This is a genomic window from Allobosea sp. Root381, from assembly GCF_001429395.1.
GTDB lineage: Bacteria > Pseudomonadota > Alphaproteobacteria > Rhizobiales > Beijerinckiaceae > Allobosea.
This window is the reverse complement of sequence record NZ_LMJT01000020.1, coordinates 13428-33218: the sequence shown is the minus strand read 5'-3', so window position 1 is coordinate 33218 and position 19791 is coordinate 13428. Positions and strand designations below refer to the sequence as shown.

18 protein-coding genes are annotated in these 19791 nt (G+C 67.4%); 7 read left to right on the top strand and 11 right to left on the bottom strand.

What is annotated here, in order from left to right:
- Positions 1-77 precede the first annotated feature (77 nt).
- Positions 78-1043: an aliphatic sulfonate ABC transporter substrate-binding protein gene (locus ASE63_RS16370; protein ID WP_056803363.1), complete on the bottom strand. Its 966-nt coding sequence runs from the start codon at positions 1041-1043 to the stop codon at positions 78-80.
- Between the two features lie 356 nt (positions 1044-1399).
- Here ASE63_RS16370 and ASE63_RS16365 point away from each other — a divergent pair, with 356 nt between their 5' ends.
- From ASE63_RS16365 to ASE63_RS16355, 3 genes are all read left to right on the top strand, one after another.
- Positions 1400-4135, top strand: coding sequence for a [protein-PII] uridylyltransferase (locus tag ASE63_RS16365; protein WP_244491425.1), 2736 nt, complete (start codon positions 1400-1402; stop codon positions 4133-4135).
- A 93-nt stretch (positions 4136-4228) separates the two neighbouring features.
- Positions 4229-4834, top strand: coding sequence for a nucleotide exchange factor GrpE (gene grpE / locus ASE63_RS16360; protein WP_056803360.1), 606 nt, complete (start codon positions 4229-4231; stop codon positions 4832-4834).
- 64 nt (positions 4835-4898) lie between these two features.
- Positions 4899-5522, top strand: coding sequence for a trimeric intracellular cation channel family protein (locus tag ASE63_RS16355; protein WP_056803358.1), 624 nt, complete (start codon positions 4899-4901; stop codon positions 5520-5522).
- Positions 5523-5533: 11 nt separating this feature from the next.
- Here the strand turns inward: ASE63_RS16355 and ASE63_RS16350 are convergent, their stop codons facing one another.
- The 3 genes from ASE63_RS16350 to ASE63_RS16340 form a co-directional block, all read right to left on the bottom strand.
- Positions 5534-6157 carry an alpha-ketoglutarate-dependent dioxygenase AlkB gene (locus tag ASE63_RS16350; protein WP_056803355.1) on the bottom strand — a complete coding sequence of 208 codons (624 nt, stop codon included), beginning with the start codon at positions 6155-6157 and terminating at the stop codon, positions 5534-5536.
- Between the two features lie 12 nt (positions 6158-6169).
- Positions 6170-6976, bottom strand: a complete 807-nt coding sequence (dapB, locus tag ASE63_RS16345; protein WP_056803461.1) for a 4-hydroxy-tetrahydrodipicolinate reductase — start codon at positions 6974-6976, stop codon at positions 6170-6172.
- Between the two features lie 213 nt (positions 6977-7189).
- Positions 7190-8203, bottom strand: a complete 1014-nt coding sequence (locus ASE63_RS16340; protein ID WP_056803352.1) for a Tim44 domain-containing protein — start codon at positions 8201-8203, stop codon at positions 7190-7192.
- A gap of 200 nt (positions 8204-8403) precedes the next feature.
- Here ASE63_RS16340 and ASE63_RS16335 point away from each other — a divergent pair, with 200 nt between their 5' ends.
- A complete protein-coding gene (locus ASE63_RS16335) occupies positions 8404-8739 on the top strand; it encodes a hypothetical protein (protein WP_056803349.1) in 336 nt (111 codons plus the stop codon).
- Positions 8740-9462: 723 nt separating this feature from the next.
- Positions 9463-10635, top strand: coding sequence for an extensin family protein (locus ASE63_RS16330; protein WP_056803346.1), 1173 nt, complete (start codon positions 9463-9465; stop codon positions 10633-10635).
- A gap of 97 nt (positions 10636-10732) precedes the next feature.
- Here ASE63_RS16330 and mepA read toward each other — a convergent pair whose 3' ends face one another.
- Positions 10733-11680 (bottom strand): penicillin-insensitive murein endopeptidase, encoded by a 948-nt coding sequence (gene mepA, locus ASE63_RS16325; protein WP_056803343.1) that lies wholly within the window; start codon positions 11678-11680, stop codon positions 10733-10735.
- Positions 11681-11828: 148 nt separating this feature from the next.
- Between mepA and ASE63_RS16320 the strand changes: the two genes are divergently transcribed.
- Together ASE63_RS16320 and ASE63_RS26675 are read left to right on the top strand one after the other, a co-directional pair.
- Positions 11829-12815: a tripartite tricarboxylate transporter substrate binding protein gene (locus ASE63_RS16320; RefSeq protein ID WP_056803340.1), complete on the top strand. Its 987-nt coding sequence runs from the start codon at positions 11829-11831 to the stop codon at positions 12813-12815.
- 132 nt (positions 12816-12947) lie between these two features.
- Complete coding sequence (locus tag ASE63_RS26675; RefSeq protein WP_082610017.1) at positions 12948-13121, top strand: DUF3309 family protein; 174 nt, start codon at positions 12948-12950, stop codon at positions 13119-13121.
- A 142-nt stretch (positions 13122-13263) separates the two neighbouring features.
- Here ASE63_RS26675 and ASE63_RS16315 read toward each other — a convergent pair whose 3' ends face one another.
- From ASE63_RS16315 to rpsA, 6 genes are all read right to left on the bottom strand, one after another.
- A complete protein-coding gene (locus ASE63_RS16315; protein ID WP_056803335.1) occupies positions 13264-14214 on the bottom strand; it encodes an ornithine cyclodeaminase family protein in 951 nt (316 codons plus the stop codon).
- Positions 14214-14552 (bottom strand): LapA family protein, encoded by a 339-nt coding sequence (locus ASE63_RS16310; RefSeq protein ID WP_056803332.1) that lies wholly within the window; start codon positions 14550-14552, stop codon positions 14214-14216. The genes ASE63_RS16315 and ASE63_RS16310 overlap by 1 nt, the downstream gene beginning before the upstream one ends.
- Positions 14553-14757: 205 nt before the next feature.
- Positions 14758-15042: an integration host factor subunit beta gene (ihfB, locus tag ASE63_RS16305; protein WP_056803327.1), complete on the bottom strand. Its 285-nt coding sequence runs from the start codon at positions 15040-15042 to the stop codon at positions 14758-14760.
- A 28-nt stretch (positions 15043-15070) separates the two neighbouring features.
- Positions 15071-16039: a signal peptide peptidase SppA gene (sppA, locus tag ASE63_RS16300; protein WP_056803324.1), complete on the bottom strand. Its 969-nt coding sequence runs from the start codon at positions 16037-16039 to the stop codon at positions 15071-15073.
- A 182-nt stretch (positions 16040-16221) separates the two neighbouring features.
- Positions 16222-17511, bottom strand: a complete 1290-nt coding sequence (locus ASE63_RS16295; RefSeq protein ID WP_056803322.1) for an Hsp70 family protein — start codon at positions 17509-17511, stop codon at positions 16222-16224.
- A gap of 195 nt (positions 17512-17706) precedes the next feature.
- The gene (gene rpsA, locus ASE63_RS16290) at positions 17707-19410 is read right to left on the bottom strand and encodes a 30S ribosomal protein S1 (protein ID WP_056803319.1); all 1704 of its coding nucleotides are present in this window, start codon (positions 19408-19410) and stop codon (positions 17707-17709) included.
- Between the last annotated feature and the right edge of the window lie 381 nt (positions 19411-19791).

The window sequence follows — 19791 nt, the reverse complement described above, 5'->3', positions numbered from 1 at the left end:
CCGGGGGCGGGCCGGACCACCCTGCTCAGCCGTGCCTGCCGCCTCGATGCCGAGCGCGCTCATCCGGCCCTGCCGCCTCAGTTCGTGACGGCGAAGCTGCGGTCGAGCAGATCGTCGACCACCGCCTTCACGTCGGCGGTCGCGGGCAGCACGCCGGCTTCCTGGAGGGCAAGGCCGGCGGCAAGGATCGTGTCGGCCTGGGCCTGGCCGATGCTCGAATGGGTGAGTTCGGTGCGGGTCAGCTGGCGCTCGATCACGGCATCCGAGAGCTTGGTGTAGGCCACCAGCGTCTTCTTCAGCTCGGCCGGGTTCGCCAGCGCCTGCGCGCGCGCCTGCTCATAGGCGGCGAGGACCTTGCGAACGAGCGCCGGGTTCTCCTTGGCGAAGGCCTCGCGGACATTGAGCACGCCCCAGGTGTTGTCTTCCGCCTTGCGGTGGAACAGCTTCGCGCCGCTCTCGACTTCGGCTGCGGCCATCAGCGGATCGAGGCCGGCCCAGGCCTCGACATCGCCGCGCTCCAGGGCGAGGCGTCCGTCGGCATGCTGGAGCAGGACGAGCCTGACGTCCTTCTCGGTCAGCTTGGCCTCCGCGAGCGCGCGAACCAGGAAGATGTGCGGATCGGTGCCGCGGGTCACGGCGACGCGCCTGCCCTTGAGATCGGCGACCTTGGTGATCTCGCTCTTGGCGCCGGTGACCAGCGCCGTCCATTCCGGCCGCGAATAGACATAGATCGACTTGATCGGGTTGCCGTTGATCTTGCCGATCAGCGCGGCGGCGCCTGCTGTCGAGCCGAAATCGAGCGAGCCGGCATTGAGGAATTCGAGCGCCTTGTTCGAGCCGGCCGACTGCACCCAGCGCACGGTGATACCGTCCGCTGCCAGTGCCTTCTCGAGGATGCCACTGTCCTTCAGCACGAGGCTGACGGGGTTATATGTGGCGTAATCGACGCGGATTTCCTTCGGCTGGGCGAAGGCGGCCTGCGAGGCGAGCGAGATCGAGGCGGCGGCGAGCCCTGCAAGGGCGAGGCGGCGGGTGATCGACATGGACGGTCCTCTCGATGTGCGGAGGGACCGAGCGACAGGATGATGCCCGTACCCCACGCTTTAGCTGCACTTGTTTCGCGCCCGCAAGCTGGTGGCTCAAATCGGCGCGTATCCGCCTTTTAGGTCCGATCGTTCTGTATGTCAAACACCACGCGACACTGCGTTCAATTGGATATTTCACAATTTTTTCTGTCTAATTAAACGACTTGGCGAATTCAGGCCGCGTGGTAACCAGCCATGACGGCGCTCGCGCCGACAGACGCTGCAATCGAGGTCAGGCCTTGTCATCCATCGCCGATCAGCCGGTGCTCGAACTCGGCCCCGTGCTGGAAAACCCGCCGCGCGCGGTTTCCCAGCTGCTGGCGCACGCGCGAGGCGGAAGCCATACCGACATCCGCAACCAGCTCGTCGCCGGTCTGCGCCAGGTCCTCAACCAGGGCCACGCCTCGGCGCGCGAATTGCTGAAGCGCCCGCGTCACGGCCTGATCTGCGCGCGGCATCTTTCGGCGGTGATGGATGCGGTCGTCGGCTGCCTGCATGTCGCGGCGACCGAGCACTTCTACCCGGCGCTCAACCCGTCGCAGTCCGAGCGCATCGCCGTCGTCGCGGTCGGCGGCTATGGCCGCGGCACGCTGGCGCCGGGCTCGGATGTCGACCTGCTCTTCCTCTTCCCGCACAAGCAAACCGCCTGGGGCGAAAGCGTGGTCGAGGCGATGCTCTATCCGCTCTGGGACCTCAAGCTGAAGGTCGGCCACTCCGTCCGCTCGGTCGATGACTGCGTGCGCGAGGCGCGCGCCGACATGACGATCCGCACCGCACTGCTGGAAGCCCGCTTCATCGCTGGCGACACGCTGGTCTTCCACGAGATGCTGCGCCGCTTCGGCGCCGAGGTGGTCGAGGGCACGGCGCCCGCCTTCACCGAAGCCAAGCTGGCCGAGCGCGAGACCCGCGTGCGGCGGGCCGGCACGTCGCGCTATCTGGTCGAGCCCAACGTCAAGGACGGCAAGGGCGGCTTGCGCGACCTCAACACCCTGTTCTGGATCGCGAAATACGCCTACCGGGTCAACGATGTGCGCGAGCTCGTCGCGGCCGGATTGTTCGACCGAAAGGAACTCCTGATGTTCCAGCGCTCGGAGGAGTTCCTCTGGCGCGTGCGCTGCTGGCTGCACTTCATCACCGGGCGGTCCGAGGAACGCCTCTCCTTCGACCTGCAGCGGCAAGTGGCTTCCGCGATCGGCTATGCCGGGCGCAGCGGCCAGGCGCCGGTCGAGCGCTTCATGAAGGCCTATTTTCTCGTCGCCAAGGATGTCGGCGACCTGACGGCGATCGTCTGCGCGGCGCTGGAGGCGCGCCAGCAGAAGCCGCGCGCTTCGCTGTCGCGGCTGCTCGGTTCCTTCACCAAGCGCAAGCGGGTGCGGGCGCTGGGCCACCCCGATTTCACGCTGAAGAGCCAGCGGCTGAACGTCGTCGACGAAGAGGCCTTCCAGCGCGACCCGGTCAACCTGCTGCGGCTCTACGAGATCGCCAGCCGTGACGATATCGCCGTCCATCCCGATGCCAGCCGGCTCGTGACGCAGTCGCTGCGGCTGGTGACGCCGCAACTGCGCAACGACCGTGAGGCCAACCGCATCTTCCTGGAGATCCTGACGGCGCGGCGCTCGCCGGAAGCGGTGCTGCGGCGCATGAACGAATCCGGACTGCTCGGAAAGTTCGTGCCCGATTTCGGGCGGATCGTCGCGATGATGCAGTTCAACATGTATCATCACTACACCGTCGACGAGCACCTGATCCGCGCGATCGGCGTGCTCTCGGAGATCGATGCCGGCATCCTCGAATCCGAGCACCCGCTCGCCAACGAGATCATGCCGACGATCGCCAATCGTCGCGCGCTCTATGTCGCGCTCTTCCTGCACGACGTCGCCAAGGGACGGATCGAGGACCACTCGCTCGCCGGCGCCCGGATCGCCCGCAAGCTCGGGCCGCGGCTAGGCCTGACGGACGCGCAGGCCGAAACCGCCGCCTGGCTGGTGGAGCACCATCTCGACATGTCGACCGTGGCGCAGAGCCGCGACCTCGGCGACCCCAAGACGATCGAGAGCTTCGCCGCCATCGTTCAGACGCTGGAGCGGCTGAAGCTCCTGCTGTTGCTGACGGTCGCCGACATCAAGGCGGTCGGCCCCGGCGTCTGGAACGGCTGGAAGGGCCAGCTCCTGCGCACCCTTTATTCCGAGACCGAGATCGTCCTCGCCGGAGGCCATTCGCAGTTCGAGCGGAAGGCGCGCGTCCAGCGCAAGCAGGACGATCTGAAGGAGCGCCTCGCGGACTGGGCACCGGCCGAGCGCGACGCCTATTTCGCCCGCCACTACCCGGCCTACTGGATCAAGACCGATCTCAAACGCCAGGAGCAGCACGCCCGCTTCATCCGCCAGGGCGAGCAGGAGGGGCGCACCACCGCGACGCTGGTCGAGACCGACCAGTTCCGCGGCGTGACCGTGCTGACCGTGCTGGCGCCCGATCATCCCCGCCTGCTCGCGATCGTCACCGGGGCCTGCGCGGCCGCCGGCGGCAACATCGTCGACGCCCAGATCTTCACGACGACCGACGGGCTGGTGCTCGACACGATCGCCATCTCGCGCGCCTTCGACCGCGACGACGACGAGTTGCGCCGGGCCGAGCGGATCGCGGCCGCAATCGAGCGCGCGCTCAAGGGCGAGATCAAGATCGCGGACCTCGTCGCCCAGCGCCGCGCGCCGCCGCCGCGGGGCCAGACCTTCCAGCTCGCGCCCGAGGTCATCATCGACAACGTGCTTTCGGCGCGCCACACGGTGCTGGAAGTGGCGGGGCTGGACCGGCCCGGGCTGCTCTACGATCTCACCACCGCGATCGGGAAGCTCAACCTCAACATCGCCTCGGCGCATATCGCGACCTTCGGCGAGAAGGCGGTCGACGTTTTCTACGTCACCGACCTGACCAATGCGAAGATCGTCTCGACCGCGCGCCAGTTGACCATCCGCAAGGCGCTGCTCGAGGTCTTCGGCCCGGAGGCCGAAAAGGCGCCGGCCGCAAAGGCGAAAGCACCGGCCCGTGCTTGATTTAACCGGCCACAAGCCCGATATCGGCCACGAACGCAGCCGCGCGCCGCTGAAGCGCGGCTGCCATGATTTGGTAGGGAATTGGATCACGCCATGACGCAGAACCCTGCGACGGACAACCCAAACGCAGAGCCCACGCCGGACGAGACCGCGACCCTGTCGCCCGAAGAGATCATCCAGGCCAATTTCGCCAAGCTCGAAGCCGAGCGCGACGATTTCAAGGACAAGCTCCTGCGCACGCTCGCCGACATGGAGAATCTGCGCCGCCGCACCGAACGCGAGATCGGCGACGCCAAGGCCTATGCGGTGACGAGCTTCGCCCGCGACATGCTGGGCTCGGCCGACAATCTGCGCCGGGCGCTGGAAAGCCTCCCCGAGGCGGCGCGCTCGGCCGAGAACGCGGCGCTGCAGGCGCTCGTCGAGGGCGTCGAACTGACGGAGCGCGAGCTTCTGAAGACGCTGGAACGTCACGGCGTCCGCAAGATCGACCCGCAGGGCGAGAAGTTCGACCCGAACCTGCATCAGGCCATGTTCGAGGCCCCCGATCCGGCGATCGCAAAGGGGTTGGTTTCGAAGGTGGTGCAGACCGGATACAAGATCGGCGAACGCGTGCTGAGGCCCGCCCTCGTCGGTGTCTCCGCCGGCGCGCCCAAGCCTCAGTCCGCCGAGGGCGAGGACGCCGCCTCATCTGGGCACTAGGACACATGGGAGCACGGCTCATGCAAAAGGCCGGCTCCCTCAGTCCAGCGTCCTGCTCTGAACCATGATCGAGTTCGCCGGCGTCTCCGTCTTCGCGTTGACCGGCGCTCTCGTCGCCGCCCGCAAGGGTATGGACCCGTTCGGCTTCATCCTGCTGGCCAGCGTCACCGGCGCTGGCGGCGGCACGCTGCGGGACCTCCTGCTCAACCGCAGCGTCTGGTGGGTGGATGCGCCGCTCGGCGTCGTGGTCTGCATCGCGGTCGCGCTCATCGCCTGGATCGTCGCCTTCGTGCGGCCGGGCCTTCTCGACGACTGGGGCGCCAAGCGCCTGCTGATCTGGGCCGATGCGGCGGGGCTGTCCCTCTTTGCCGTCGTCGGCACGAAGACGGCGCTCGCCGCCGATGTGCCGCTGCTCTCGGCGATCGCGCTCGGGGCAATGACAGCCTCCTTCGGCGGCATCCTGCGCGACATCCTGGCCGGCGACCGCGCGATGGTGCTGTGGAGCCGGGATTTCTACGTGACCGCCGCCGCCTGCGGTGCAGCCACCACCGCGCTGATGACGCATTTCGGCTTCGGTCCGCTCGCCGTCATGACCGGCGGGCTTGCGGCAGGCTTCGGCCTGCGGGCGGGCTCGATCCTATTCGGCTGGTCCTTCCCGCATCTGCCGGGACACGACGCGCCGCGCTGAGGCGCGGTCGGTCAGGCGCGGGGTTTCGTCACCCGTCGCAAGGTCAGGTTGATGCGCCCGCCCTGCGGCAGCAGGCTGGACAAGCCGGCGATGATCCGGTCGATGCCGTGATAGGCCAGCCTCGCCTCGCCGCCGAAGAGCAGCGCATCGCCGGAGGCGAGCTTCAGCGAGACGGTCTTGCCGCCGCGCTGCGTTCCGCCGATCCGGAACACCGCCGTGTCGCCAAGCGACAGCGAGAGCACCGGCGCATCGAATTCCTGCTCGTCGCGGTCCTGATGCAGGCCCATCTTCGCCCCGGCCTCGTAGAAATTGACCAGGCAGGCCTCGGGCAGATGAGCGTAGCCGGCCAGGTCGCGCCAGGCCTGCGTCAGAGCGACAGGCATCGGCGGCCAGGGCTCGCCGGTCACCGGATGCAGCGGCTGATAGCGATAGCCTGTCTCGTCCGAGACCCAGCCGAGCGAGCCACAATTGGTCATGCGGACGGAGAACGGCTTTCCGGTCTTCGGCATGCGCGGCTGGAAGAATGGCGCCTGCCGCGCCACCTCGCGGAGTTCGACGACGAGCGCCGCTTGCGCTTCCGGCGGGAGATAACCCGGCCAGTGGACGACGCCCGGAGCGACGACGAGCCGGGTCACGGCACGACCCCCTTACAGCGCATCGAGGCCAAGCACATCGGCCATCGAATAGAGGCCGGGCGCGCGCCCCTTGCTCCAGAGCGCGGCCTTGACCGCGCCCTGCGCGAACAGGCTGCGATCCTCGGCGATGTGGCTGAGCTCGAGGCGCTCGCCCATGCTGGCGAAGACGACCTTGTGGTCGCCGACGACGGTGCCGCCGCGCAGCGTCGCGAAGCCGATCGTGCCGGGCTCCCGCGCACCCGTATGCCCGTCGCGGACGGCGACACGCTTCTCCGCCAGATCGACCGCCCGCCCCTGCGCCGCCGCCTCTCCGAGCAGGACCGCGGTGCCGGAGGGGGCATCGACCTTCATGCGATGATGCATCTCGACGATCTCGATGTCCCAGTCGGTCCCGAGCGTCGCTGAGACCTTGCGGACCAGCGCCGCAAGTAGATTGACGCCGAGGCTCATATTGCCGGAGCGGATGATGGCCGTCCGGCTCGCCGCCGCCTCGAGCGCGGCCAAATGTCGTGGCTCCAGCCCCGTCGTGCCGACGATATGGGCGATACCGGCCTGGGCGGCGAGCGCGGCGAAGGCGACGGTCGAATCGGGGGTGGTGAAGTCGAGCACCGCATCGGCCGCGGCGAAGGCGGAGGCCGCGTCGTCCGTGACCGTCACCTTGTTGGCCGGCAACCCTGCGAGCAATCCGGCATCCTGGCCCAGCATTGCGGAACCGGGCCGCTCGACCGCTGCCGCCAGCACACAGCCCGGCGCCTCGTGGACCGCCTTGACCAGCATCCGGCCCATCCGGCCGGCGGCTCCGACGACGACGAGGCGCAAATCGGTCATGGGGTCAGGTCTCCGGCAGAACGAGGATCTCGCCTTCGCCTATAGGACGGTTCTCGCAACCGCGACACCCGAAAGCCGTGCCTGCTCCAATCCGAGCCCTATATTGAGGAGACGATCAGAAATCCGGAGCTGGGCCCCGCGCCCAACGAAAAACGGCCGAGTTGCCCCGGCCGTTCTCGGATCATCTTGCGTAAGCAGCGAGGCTCAGGCGGCCTGCTGGATCGCGGAAAGCTTCCACGGGCCGCCGCGCGAACGCGCGAAGGTCCAGTGCTCCGTGACTTCCTGAGGCACGGTCGCGTTGCCGTCGACGACCTTGCCGCTGGCGCGCTCGTAAAGCGCGTTGATCAGGCTGAAGCGCATAGCCACCGTCGCGTAGTCGAAACCGTCCTCGGTCCAGGCCTCGGCGAGGTCGCCCTGCAGCAACTTGACGTCGGAAACACGGTCGACCAAGCCCTTGGCGGCGTTGCCGGACAGGTCCTCGTCGAAATAGCCGAACATCTCGGGCGTGACGCGATCGCGCAGGCCCTTCTCGTCCTCGTTCGAATAGGCCTCGTTGATCTCGCTCAGCAGGCGCTCGAAGGTGCCGAAATCGTTACCGGACAGCTCGAGCGGCTGACTCTGCGGCTCGGCGGCCGGACGGCCCGCGGCAGCCCCACCCAAGGCAGCAGCGCCCATGCCGGAACCGCCCATGGCGCCCATGCGATTGCCCGGCTGGGGCTGCTGCATGTTGCGCCCGAGCGGCGCGCCGGCGCTGGCGAGCTGCGGCTGCGACCGGCGGCGGAAGAAGCGCAGCGCCAGCCAGATCGCACCGCCGATCAGGGCGATCTGCAGCAGGAAGCCGAGCATCCCGGCCATCGAAGCCAGCCCGCTGAAGAAGCCGGAGCCGGACAGCATGCCGAAGAGGCCGGCGCCGAGCAGGCCCGCACCGACGCCCATCATCAGGTTGCGCGCCATCGAGGGCCGCGCGGCCTGGGCCGCAGCAGCGGCGCCGGCTGCCGGAGCCGCCTGGGACGGCGAAGGCTGGGCGCTGCGCTGGAACGGCTGGGCGCCGGTCGGCGCGGTGTTGGTCGAAGGCGGCGCCTGGTAGGTCCGCGAGCCGCGGCTGCCGAAACCACCCTTACCGCCGGGGCGAGCCTCGGCGATCACCGGAACGAGAAGCAACGCACCAGCGAGCACGGCAACGACACGGCCTCGGCGGGCCAACGAAATCAGTGACATGGATCCTCCCGGGAGCCCCCCTTGGGCTCTCTCGCGGTGGAATATGGCCCATGACTGCCGGCTTCGCAAGGTCGCCTCGAACAAGCGGCTGTAATATAACAATATTCTGAAAGTATCTCGGCGCTGTGCCAATCGGTCGCATTGTGATAGACTGTCGCCATCGCCGCTGCGTTGTTGAAACTCGCCCATGGGAGCGAGCCATGATCGCTGTTGCGCCCAGGCTCTCCGACAAGAAAACTGGCCCAACCGGGCCTGTTCATTGGTCGTGGCGAACTCTGCCCCCGGCACTTCTCGCAGCGCTGCTTCTCCTGATCACGACCGAGGCGCTGGCTGGCGACGCTGCGGTCGCGCTCGAACCGCCCCGCCTGGCCCAGGCGCCGGAGCCGCTCTGCTTCTGCTGGAACGAGGGCCGGAAGATTGCCGAGGGCGCCGCTTCCTGCATCCGCACGACACAAGGGCGGCGCATCGCCCAATGCGGCCGGGTCATCAACATGATGTCCTGGCACGTCACGGACACGCCTTGCCCCGAAAGTTGAGCCGGCGCGCCTCCGCGGCCGAGCAGGCGCATTCTCGGCCGCTGCTTTCCCAGCCAGACATGCAAACGCCGCCGGGAGAGGCTCCCGACGGCGTGCCATAAAGGCTCTCGTGGTCCTTTTGACTTGAGACTGACGTCCGTCAGAACGCTCCCAGCACGATCAGCATCATGAAAACGAAGGCCGCCCCCATGATCAATCGGTCGAGACGTAGCGTGAGGCTCATCACACCCTCCTTTGTCATTGACCTGACACGAACCTAGCCAGATCCGGCGGCGGCCGCAAGGGGGCGAGAGCGTGGCGGCCACGCGGCAGAGGCTAGAGTATCCTTAACCATGCGTTAAATCATTGAATAGTTTTGGGGATAATCTGATCGCAACCGCCCGTTCGACGAGGCTCTTTGCCCCATCCGCCACAGCGATGACATGATCCCAGCAGCCGAATCCACAATGATCTAAACGGTTGCCGGCAAGCCGCGCGGAAGAGGCCCGGGCGACAGGGCAAGGCTGAGAACGCCGGCAACAACCAGATGCCGGTCGCCGCCTTTCACCTGAGCGCCAAAGCTCTCCTCAGACACGCCCGCCTCCCACGGTCGGACGACCGGTTAACCGATCCGGGCAGCCGTTTAACCCCGCATTTACCGAGCGGCCAAACTTAATCGCGCTGTGGCGCGGCGGGCTCAGGCGGTTGAGAAACCGTTCACCAAACGGCTCGCATTTGAACGGTATGCGACGCGTTCATCTCGCCCTCATCGCGCTCGGTCTGCTCGGCTCCGGCCTTGCCGGCTGCGGCAAGTTCCAGAAACCCCAGCGTGCCGCCTGGCGCGACCAGGCGGAGGCCGCCTGCCTGTCCTCGCGCCAGGTGCAGCTCTCCTCCTATGTCAGCCTGCGCGGAAAACCGATCGAAGGCCCCGGCACCTGCGGCATGGAGAAGCCGCTCAGGGTCTCCGCCTTCTCCAATGGCGGCATCGGGCTGACCAGCACGGCCACCTTGTCCTGCCCCGTGGTCGCGACGACCGACAAATGGCTGTCGGAGGTCGTCCAGCCGGCGGCGCAGAACGTACTCGGCGCGCAGGTCATCGAGATGCGCACCGGCTCCTATTCCTGCCGGGCCATGAACAACGGCACCGGCACCCGGCGCACCTCCGAGCACGCCTTCGGCAACGCCGTCGACGTGTTCTCCTTCCGCCTCAACGACGGCCGCAACATCACCGTGAAGGATGGTTGGCGCGGCTCGCCGGCGGAGCAGAACTTCCTGCGCGAGGTCTTCGTCGGCGCCTGCCAACATTTCTCGACCGTGCTCGGCCCGGGCGCCGACGCGTTCCATTACGACCATTTCCACATCGATCTGGCGCGGCATTCCAAGGGCCGGCACATCTGCAGGCCGGTGATCAAGTACACGCCGAATTACGACCTGCCACCGCCCGATCCGGCCCGGCCCTATTCGATGGCGCAGCCGAAGCTGCGCGACACCGCGCCGGCGATGGTCGCCGGCGGGGGCGGCCTGCTGCGCCAGCCCAGCGGCGGCGGCATGCGCCCGCCGGGCGCGGTCGCGAATGCCGGTGCCTACCCGGTCGCGACTCATGGTGCCGGCCAGCATAACGGCGGACACGGGCTGGAGAGCCAGCGCCGCTTCCTGGAAGAATACGACAACCGGCCGCTGAACCCGCCGCGCGCGAACCGGCCCGGACAGGGCTACCAGCCGCAAGCCCTGCCGAGCGAGCAGCGTGGCCCGCTGATGCTGCCGGGTGCGATGCCGGCCACCGAGGAGACCATCATCGGCGACGATGAGGGCACGGGGGTTCTGGATCAGGACGGCTATGACCAGGCGCAGCCGGCGATCAGCCCGTCGCGGGACCCGTTCGCCTACAGCTCGGGCCGAGGTACGCCGCGGCGCTAGATGCGGGCCAGGGCGCACCAATTTTGCACGGAACCGCCCGTCGTCATCCCGAGCTTGCCCGGGACGACGACATGTTTCCGAGAAACCTCAGCACATTCTAGCGCGAGACCAGCACCTGCCGGCATTCGTCCGGCAGGGCATCGAGCGACATCGGCGGCTTTGGCTTCGGCCTGGGGCCGGGCCTGGGCTTCGGCGGGTTGAAGATGGCGTTGTGCTGGCGCTCGATCCAGCCCGTGAGCTCCGTGCCGCAGCCGTCGCCGAAATTCGGCGGCTCCTGGCCGCTGCAGCCCGGCATGCCGGGCGGGCAGCTCATGCGGATGTGGAAATGGTAGTTGTGGCCCCAGATCGGCCGGACCTTGTTCAGCCATGAGCGGTCCGAGCCGGCCTCGCGGCAAAGCGCGACCTTCAGCGCCGGATTGACGAAGATGCGCTCGACCCGAGGCTCGCCGGCGGCAGCCTTGATCAGCCTTGTATGGGCCGGCGTCCAGTTCTTCGGGTCGACATCGCGCCAGTCGGAGCGCGCCATGTTGACCGCCGGCATGTTCTCGCGGGCGTCGCCGCCGAGGCGGCTCCTCGGCATCGGCGTCAACCAGATGTCGGCATCGAGGCCGATCTGGTGCGAGGCATGGCCGGTCAGCATCGGCCCGCCGCGCGGCTGAGAGATATCGCCGACCAGCAGCCCCGGCCAGCCGGTGATCTTCGGCACGTCGCGCGCGAACTCTTCAAGATAGTCGATCAGGACCGGGTGGCCCCAGTTGCGGTTGCGGTTGAGCCGCATCACCTGCCAGCTCGGCCCGTCGACGGGCAGCGCTGTCGCGCCGGCAAGGCAGCCACGCGCATAGGAGCCGATCGCACGGGCCTGCATGTTGGCCGGGGCGGTCCTCTGGCCGAAAAGGGAACGCGCAGCTTCCGGAAAGGCCGCGATATTGGCCGCGCGTCGTCTCGCCTCCTCCTCGGCTGTCGATTGGGCCCGAACGGCCGCGGGAGCGAGCGCAAGAAGCAGAAGGGCGGAGCAGGCGGCGATTCGGCGCTTCAGCGAGGACATCCGCGGAGAATCGGGGGCTAGGACCCGAAAGGTCAAGCCTCGATTGCCCACCAATTGCCGATGGACAATTCTCCAAGAGGACGCCAGCCTTCGCTGACGGGAGCCGGACGCTCAAGATCCGCACCGCACTGGGGAAGGAGAACGGCTGATGAAGCAGATCGGAATCGACCGCCGCGCTGTGCTCGGAGGGCTCGGCGCAGCGGCGCTGGTGAACCCGCTCGTGGGATTCGCGCAGGCGCCCTGGCCGCAGGGCCGCACGCTCAAGCTCGTCGTGCCCTTCCCGCCGGCTGGAGCGACCGATGTCCTCGGCCGGCTGGTCGCGGACAAGCTCGGGCAGACATGGGGGACCAACTTCGTCATCGAGAACCGGCCCGGGGCCGGTGGCAATATCGGCACGGACGCCGTCGCCAAGGCCGAACCCAACGGCGACACGCTGCTGATCGTCTCGGTCGGCATGGCCACGAACCAGTATCTCTACGCCAAACTCAACTACGATCCGGTCAAGGATCTCGCCCCGGTCACGATGGTCGCGCTGGTGCCGAACCTGCTCGTGGTCAACAACAACCTGCCCGTGAAGAGCGTCGCCGAGCTGATCGCCTATGCCAAGGCCAATCCGGGCAAGCTCAGCTACGGCTCCTCCGGCATCGGGACCTCGGTGCATCTGTCGGGCGAGTATTTCCAGAAGCTGACCGGGACCAAGATGGTGCATGTGCCCTATCGCGGCACGGCGCAGGCGACCCAGGATCTGATCGGCGGGCGGATCGACCTGATCTTCGACAACATTCCCCAGGCGCTGCCGCATGTCCGCGCAGGCTCGATCCGCGGCCTCGGCATCACCACCGCCAAGCGCTCGGCGGCCGCGCCGGAATTCGCGCCGATCGCAGACACGGTGCCCGGCTTCGACGTCTCGTCCTGGTTCGCGCTCTTCGCACCGGCCAGGACACCGCAGGCGGTCATCGACAAGATCCAGGCCGATACCAAGGCCGGCCTCGCCGACCCCGCGCTTCGCGGCAAGATGGACGCGCTTGCGGCCGAACCCTTGGGTAATACACCGGCCGAGCTGGCCGCCTTCCTGCAGGCCGAAATGAAGAAGTGGGGCGACCTGATCAGGGAGGTCGGGACCAAAGTCGAGTAGCGCCTTTCCAGGCTTCGCGGCTTCCATCCGGAAGAGCGATCAGATCTCACCCGGAACTCCCGGTGCACGCCCGGCGTTCTCTTCGGCATCACGTCGCGCTGGAGCGCGGCGCAGCGTCAAGAGGTCCACGCCATGTCCACGCTCGTCATCGTTCTGCTCGTCATTCTCCTGCTGGGTGGCGGTGGCTATTACGGACACCGCAGTTATGGCGCGACCGGGCTCGGCGGCGTGCTCGGCCTCGCCCTCGTCATCGTGCTGATCCTGTGGTTCCTGGGCGCGCTCGGCGGCGCGCCGGTCCGGGCCTGACGGGCTCCGGCCTGACGGGAAAGAGTCGCGCGTGGGATGCTGGAGCGCCGGACCGAAAGGCGGAAGCCACTTTTCGGTCCGACGTTGAAACAAGGGGACGGATCGCCGGTTCGCGTCCGAATGGACGCGCGGTGATCTCGCCTCAGCCGTCCGCGCGCCTTTCCCAGATCGCGATCGCAGCCGCCAGGTCCTCGAGCGCCACGCCCACCGATTTGAACAGCGTGATCTCGCCCTCCTCCGACCGTCCGGCGATCCGGCCATGGCAGAGATCGGCCATCGTGCCGGCGACCCGCTCGGCGGCATAGCTGCCCTCGTCGATTCCGATGGCTACGTCGCCGCCTTCATCGACCGCCTTCTTGGAATCCACGACGACGCGGGCCCGTTCGAGCGCATCCGCATCGGCTTCGCGCATCTGCATCGTGAAGGCGCCGACGAGGTCGAGATGGGCGTCACGCTTGAGCCAACGACCGTGGATCAGCGGCTGGGTCGCGTTGGTGGCGCAGGAAATGACATCCGCCGTGCGCGCCTCGCCTTCGAGATCCTCCACCGCCCTCGCCTCGATTCCGTCGGCCGCGAGTTCGTCGACCACGGCCGCGGCCGCCTCGGGGCGCCGCGCCCAGATCGCGATGTCGGTCAGCGGGCGCACCGCGCGATGCGCCTTGATCAGGAACGGCGCAAGCGAGCCGGCGCCGACCATCAGCATCCGGGAGGATTCCGGGTTCGACATGTAGCGCGACGCCAGCGCGGAGGCGGCGGCGGTGCGCCACAGCGTCAGCCGGTTGCCGTCCATCACAGCCAGCGGTTCGCCGGTGCGGCCGTTCATCAGCAGATAGGCGCCCATGACCCCCGGCAGGTTGCGCGCGCCGTTGCCGAAAAAGACGGAGAGGATCTTGGTGCCGATATAGGGGGTATCGGCATCCGGCGTGCTCCAGGCCGGCATGATCAGCAGGACGGCCTCTTCACCCGGCCGCTCGATCTTGTGGTTCGTGCGCGGCGGCGCCACCACCTCGCGGCGAAAGGCGTCTGCAAGCGTGTCGATCAGGCCGGGAAAGGTTAGCGCGGCATCGATGTCGGCAGGTTCGAAAAGCTTCATCAGCCACGTCCGTTGGTAAGCGCCGGCAAGGCGGAATCAGGCACGGCGGCACGCAGCGCCTGCGTCTCCGAGCGCAGCGTCTCGGCCTCGCGGCGGTTGCGGCGTGCGGCCTTGCGGTATCTGCGCTGAGACAGCCAGGTGGCGAAGCCCCCGATCAGTACGCCGACCGCGAGCGCCGCCAGGACGACGGCGAAGAGCGGGACATCGAAGGCGAAGACGGGCGTGTCACGGCTGATCGGGTCGAAGGAAACCCGCACCGGCGCCCGGTTGGCGACCGAGAACAGCACGATCGCCAGTGCGATCGGCACCAGGACGATGGCCTTGAAGAAGGATTTCATCGCTGGTCCTTTCGGCGGGTTCCCGCTGGAGCATTTTCGAGCGAAGTGGACACCGGCTCGCATAAAGAAAATGCGATAAAACAGAGATTCAGATCATTTTCACGGCTCGAAGACGCGCGCAAACGATCTGGAGCGATCCCGCGAGGCGGGCGGGCAGAAGCCCGCTTATCCCGCCCTCATCCTGCGGAGGCTGCCGCCCAATGGATCAGACCTTGCCGTTGAGCCTCAGGCGCAGCTCCTTGCCCGTCTTGAAGACGGGAACGAACTTCTCCTCGACCTCGACCGCATCGCCGGTGCGCGGGTTGCGCCCGACGCGGGCCGAACGGGCCTTGCGGGAGAAGGCGCCGAAGCCCCTGAGCTCGACCCTGTCGCCGCGCGAGAGCGCCTTGACGACCTCGTCGAGGATCGCCGTGACGATATTCTCGATATCGCGTTGATAGAGATGGCCGTTGCGTTCAGCGATCCGTTGAACGAGTTCTGATTTTATCATCGCTGCAATATAACCGCTTGTATCAACATCACTTTTCGACTGCAGGCTGCCAGAGCGCCAAAGGCGCGTCAAGCTGCAAACCGAGTGGCTGCTCGGCCGCGCGGGCGAGGATGCCCGCCAGCGTCCCGAGCCCTGCGGCGCGGGCCATGGCCTCGCCCGCGCTCCAGAGTCCGTAGGAGGAGGATTCGCTCCGGCGGCGCCAATCGCGGACGCGCAATCCCTTGGCGACGCCCTTCTCGCGCTCCAGCCAGGCGATCGCCTCCGGCTCGCCGCCGATCTCGTCGACCAGCTTGAGCTGTGCCGCCTGGCGGCCGGTATGGACGCGCCCATCGGAGACCACCGTCACCTCGGGCTCGGCCAGATTGCGGCGGTCGCGGACCAGCCGCTTGAACCAATCGTAATTGTCGTCGACGACACGCTGCAGCGCTGCCTTCGCCTCCGGCGAGGTCGGCTCGAAGCCGCTCGGCGCCGCCTTGAGCGGGCTCGACTTGATCGACTCGACCTTGACACCGACGGTGTCCAGCAGCTGCGCCACGTTCGGTATCTGGAAGAGCACGCCGATCGAGCCGACGAGCGAGGTCTGGCGCGCCACGATCCGGTCGGAGCCGATCGCGGCGATGTAGCCCCCCGACGCCGCCAGGCCGTCGACGACCGCGACCATCGGCTTCTTGGCCGCGAGCTTGCGCAGCGCATCATAGACGGCCTCGGAGCCGCTGACCGTGCCGCCGGGGCTGTCGATGCGGACAAGCACCGCCGCGGCGCGGCTGTCCTCGAGCGACTTGATCAAATCGAGCGTGCGCCGGTCTCCCGAGATGAAGCCGGAAATCGTGACGCGCGCGATATGGGCCTGCGACAGCGAGCCGGGCGCGCGCCCGGTCCAGGCCAGGCCGGCGACGACCACAGCGCCGAGGACGCCGCATACCGCCAGCAGGCGCCAGAGCGTGATCTTGCGGCGCAGGCTGCGGCGATCGGCGAGCAGATCGGCATCAGATGACATCAGGGCGCTCCTGTCGGCTGGAATCCGGGCGATGAGGTCCGGATCGGCCTGAGATCATTCGGCTCGAGAACAAGACGTGAGATCACGACGCGATCGGCAGACCGGAACCCGCCTGCCGGCATCATGCTCCGGGGTCCGTGGTGTAGCCCTGCGCCGCGCGAGGGGCAAGCGAAGCTCCGGCCTCAGGCTGCGACCCGAGCGCGCGTCCGGTCGAGCGCCAGCAGCGCAAGGCCGGACGCCACCGAGCGGAAGGCATCCCCGACATGGATGCGTGCAGGCCCGAAACGGCGATCGAACAGCGCGCGAACCGCCGGCACATGCGACGTTCCGCCGGTCATGAACACGGCTTCCACCGCACCGGCAGCGATGTTCGCCTCCGCCAGCGCCCTGTCGAGGGCGGTCTCGATCGCGCCGACATCCTCGTCGATCCAGCCGTCGAAATCGGCGCGGGTGATGGTGCGCTCGATCGCGACGCCCACATGGTCGAAGCGCAGCACGGTTTCGTCCGCGGCGGAGAGCGCGATCTTGGCGGCCGACACCGCGCGGTAGAGCTCGTAGCCGAGATCGTACTCGATCACGGTCAGGAGATCCTCGAGCTTGCCGGGCTCGACCGCGTCGCGGATCAGCGCCCTGAGCTCGGCCAGGGTCTCACGGCTCTTCATCAGCGAGAGCTTGTGCCATTGCGCGAAGGCAGCGTGGTAATGCGCCGGCACCGGCAGCAGCTTCTCGAAGGAACGGTACTGCGTGCCCTTGCCGAGACGGGGCGAAACCGCATGCTCGATGATGCGATAGTCGAAGGTGTCGCCGGCGACGCCGACGCCGGCATGGGAGAGCGGGATCGCCTCCAGCCGTCCGGCCTCGCCGGGCTCGAAGCGCATCACCGAGAAGTCGCTCGTGCCGCCGCCGAAATCGGCGACCAGCATGGTCTGCGGCGTCTTCAGGTCGCGGGCGTACCAATAGGCGGCGCCGAGCGGCTCATAGGCGAAATCGACCTGCGGCATGCCGGCCTTGGCGTAGGAGGCGCGTAGCCTGCCGACCGCCAGCGCCTCGTCCGGCCGCTCGCCGGCGAAGACCACGGGACGGCCCGAGACGAGCGGCGTTTCGGCCACGCCGTCCAGCCCGACGGAAAGGTCCGAGAGGAAGACGCCGATCAGGTCCTCGAGCTTGAAGAGCTTGCCGAACAGCCTGGTCTCCTGGAAGGCGCGGCTGGAAAGATACGTCTTGAGGGACTGCAGGAAGCGGTGCTCGCTCGTCATGCCGAGCGCCATGTCGAGCGCATCGGGGCCGCTGACATGGGTCACGCGGGTCTCGAGCGGCCGCCCCTCGCGCCAGAACATCAGCGCCGAGCGATAGGCGTCGACCGCGCCCTGCCGCGTCGCGAATGACCGCGTCGTCACCGCGCCGTCCGCACCGGCCAGCGCGACGACGCTGTTGGTGGTGCCGAAGTCGATACCGATGGCGGCGGGTGTCATGGATTATGTCCTGCTACTTGCGTCATGGTCGGGCTTGACCCGACCATCTCGGAAACCAGCGCGCACTGGTCGAAGAGATTCCCGGGTCTGCGCTTCGCTCCGCCCGAGAATGACGAGCAGCGACGAAACAAAAGCCCGCGCGGATTACTCCGCGCGGGCTGTCTTGGATACCGGGCCGCCGGAGCGGCCTTAGGATCACTTCTTGTCGGTCGTCGCCTTCTTGAGGGCGGCGCCCAGGATGTCGCCGAGCGAGGCGCCGGAGTCGGCGGAGCCGTACTGCGCCATCGCCTCCTTCTCCTCGGCCATCTCCAGGGCCTTGATCGAGACCTGGATCTTGCGGGCCTTCTTGTCGAAGAGGACGACGCGGGCGTCGACCTTCTCGCCAGCCGCGAAGCGCTCGGGGCGCTGCTCGGCACGCTCGCGAGCGATCTCGGCGCGCTTGATGAAGGTGGTCATGTCGGTGCCGGCGATCTTGACGTCGAGACCGGCTTCCTTGACCTCGATCACCTCACAGGTGACGACCTGGCCCTTCTTGAACTCGCCGGCATCCACGAAGGGATCCCCGCCGAGCTGCTTCAGGCCGAGCGAGATGCGCTCCTTCTCGACGTCCACATCGAGAACGACAGCCTGCAGCATGTCGCCCTTCTTGTATTCCTCGATGACCTGCTCGCCCGGACGGTTCCAGTCGAGATCCGAAAGATGGATCATGCCGTCGATGTCGCCTTCAAGGCCCAGGAACAGGCCGAACTCGGTCTTGTTCTTGACCTCGCCCTCGACGACCGCACCGCTCGGATGCTGCTCGGCAAAGACCTCCCACGGATTGCGAAGGGTCTGCTTGAGACCGAGCGAGATGCGGCGCTTGACCTGATCGACCTCGAGGATCGCGACGTCGACTTCCTGCGAGGTCGAGACGATCTTGCCGGGGTGGACGTTCTTCTTGGTCCAGGACATCTCGGAGACGTGGATGAGGCCTTCGATGCCCGGCTCCACTTCGACGAACGCGCCGTAGTCCGTGATGTTGGTGACGCGGCCCTTGAGGCGCGCACCGACGGGGTAACGGGCGGCGATGCCATCCCACGGATCGGCGAGCAGCTGCTTGATGCCAAGCGAGATGCGGTGCGTGTCCTGGTTGATCTTGATGATCTTGACCTTGACCGTCTGGCCGATGGTCACGACCTCGGACGGGTGGTTCACGCGGCGCCAGGCCATGTCGGTGACGTGCAGCAGGCCGTCGATGCCGCCGAGGTCAACGAACGCACCGTATTCGGTGATGTTCTTGACGACGCCGTCGATGACCTGGCCCTCTTCGAGCGAGGCGACCAGCTCGGAACGAGCCTCGGCGCGGGTCTCTTCGAGGACGGTACGGCGCGACACCACGATGTTGCCGCGGCGGCGATCCATCTTGAGGATCTCGAAGGGCTGCGGCTGGCCCATCAGCGGGCCGACGTCGCGGATCGGACGGATGTCCACCTGCGAACGCGGCAGGAAGGCCACGGCGCCGTCGAGATCGACGGTGTAGCCGCCCTTGACGGTGTTGAAGATGACGCCGGAAACCTTCTCGCGGGCCTCGAAGGCCTTCTCGAGCTTGACCCAGCTCTCTTCGCGGCGAGCCTTGTCGCGCGAGATGACGGCTTCGCCGAGCGCGTTCTCGATCCGGTCCAGATAGACCTCGACCTCGTCGCCGACCTTGATGTCCTGGTCACGGCCGGGGCCGTTGAATTCCTTGAGCGCGACGCGCCCTTCCGTCTTCAAGCCGACATCGATGATCGCCATATCCTTTTCGATGGCGACGACGAGGCCCTTGATCACGGAACCTTCGAGGGCTTCGTTCTGGCCGAAGGATTCCTCGAGAAGGGCGGCGAAATCCTCGCGGCCCGCAAAGCTTTCTACAGCTGACATGTATTCTCCTGACGCCGGCCGCGTATCCCGCGGATGTCCGGCAAGCGCCCGATTGGGTTGGTGTTGCAGGCCGAATGCTCCCGTCGGCGCCCCTCGTCGGGGCTTGCCGCCACGCCGGCGCATCGAGGCGCCGGGCGGGGCGAACGGCGCAAGGCCGCCGGGTCCACATCCGCATCCGAACGATCCGCCCCAAACACGAAACGGGAGCCGGCCACGAAGACCGCCCCCGGCGCATGATCGATCACGGCCCTTCGGACAGCCGCGATGTAGTCGAAAGCGTGGCCGATCGCAAGGATGTTGAAGCCCGGCCTGCCCCTGCCGCGATCGACCGCCGCCCCGGCGCTTCCCCAGCGTCCCCCTTCATGCGAGGTTGCGCGCCGG

Bases quoted from the DNA above. Each gene is read 5' to 3' on its own strand.
- ASE63_RS16340 (WP_056803352.1), bottom strand. From the start codon at position 8,203: ATGTCACTGATTTCGTTGGCCCGCCGAGGCCGTGTCGTTGCCGTGCTC.
- ASE63_RS26675 (WP_082610017.1), top strand. From the start codon at position 12,948: ATGTCCACGCTCGTCATCGTTCTGCTCGTCATTCTCCTGCTGGGTGGC.
- sppA (WP_056803324.1), bottom strand. From the start codon at position 16,039: ATGTCATCTGATGCCGATCTGCTCGCCGATCGCCGCAGCCTGCGCCGC.
- ASE63_RS16310 (WP_056803332.1), bottom strand. From the start codon at position 14,552: ATGAAATCCTTCTTCAAGGCCATCGTCCTGGTGCCGATCGCACTGGCG.
- ASE63_RS16355 (WP_056803358.1), top strand. From the start codon at position 4,899: ATGATCGAGTTCGCCGGCGTCTCCGTCTTCGCGTTGACCGGCGCTCTC.
- ASE63_RS16295 (WP_056803322.1), bottom strand. From the start codon at position 17,511: ATGACACCCGCCGCCATCGGTATCGACTTCGGCACCACCAACAGCGTC.
- ihfB (WP_056803327.1), bottom strand. From the start codon at position 15,042: ATGATAAAATCAGAACTCGTTCAACGGATCGCTGAACGCAACGGCCAT.
- ASE63_RS16335 (WP_056803349.1), top strand. From the start codon at position 8,404: ATGATCGCTGTTGCGCCCAGGCTCTCCGACAAGAAAACTGGCCCAACC.
- grpE (WP_056803360.1), top strand. From the start codon at position 4,229: ATGACGCAGAACCCTGCGACGGACAACCCAAACGCAGAGCCCACGCCG.
- ASE63_RS16370 (WP_056803363.1), bottom strand. From the start codon at position 1,043: ATGTCGATCACCCGCCGCCTCGCCCTTGCAGGGCTCGCCGCCGCCTCG.
- mepA (WP_056803343.1), bottom strand. From the start codon at position 11,680: ATGTCCTCGCTGAAGCGCCGAATCGCCGCCTGCTCCGCCCTTCTGCTT.
- rpsA (WP_056803319.1), bottom strand. From the start codon at position 19,410: ATGTCAGCTGTAGAAAGCTTTGCGGGCCGCGAGGATTTCGCCGCCCTT.
- ASE63_RS16320 (WP_056803340.1), top strand. From the start codon at position 11,829: ATGAAGCAGATCGGAATCGACCGCCGCGCTGTGCTCGGAGGGCTCGGC.
- ASE63_RS16330 (WP_056803346.1), top strand. From the start codon at position 9,463: ATGCGACGCGTTCATCTCGCCCTCATCGCGCTCGGTCTGCTCGGCTCC.
- ASE63_RS16315 (WP_056803335.1), bottom strand. From the start codon at position 14,214: ATGAAGCTTTTCGAACCTGCCGACATCGATGCCGCGCTAACCTTTCCC.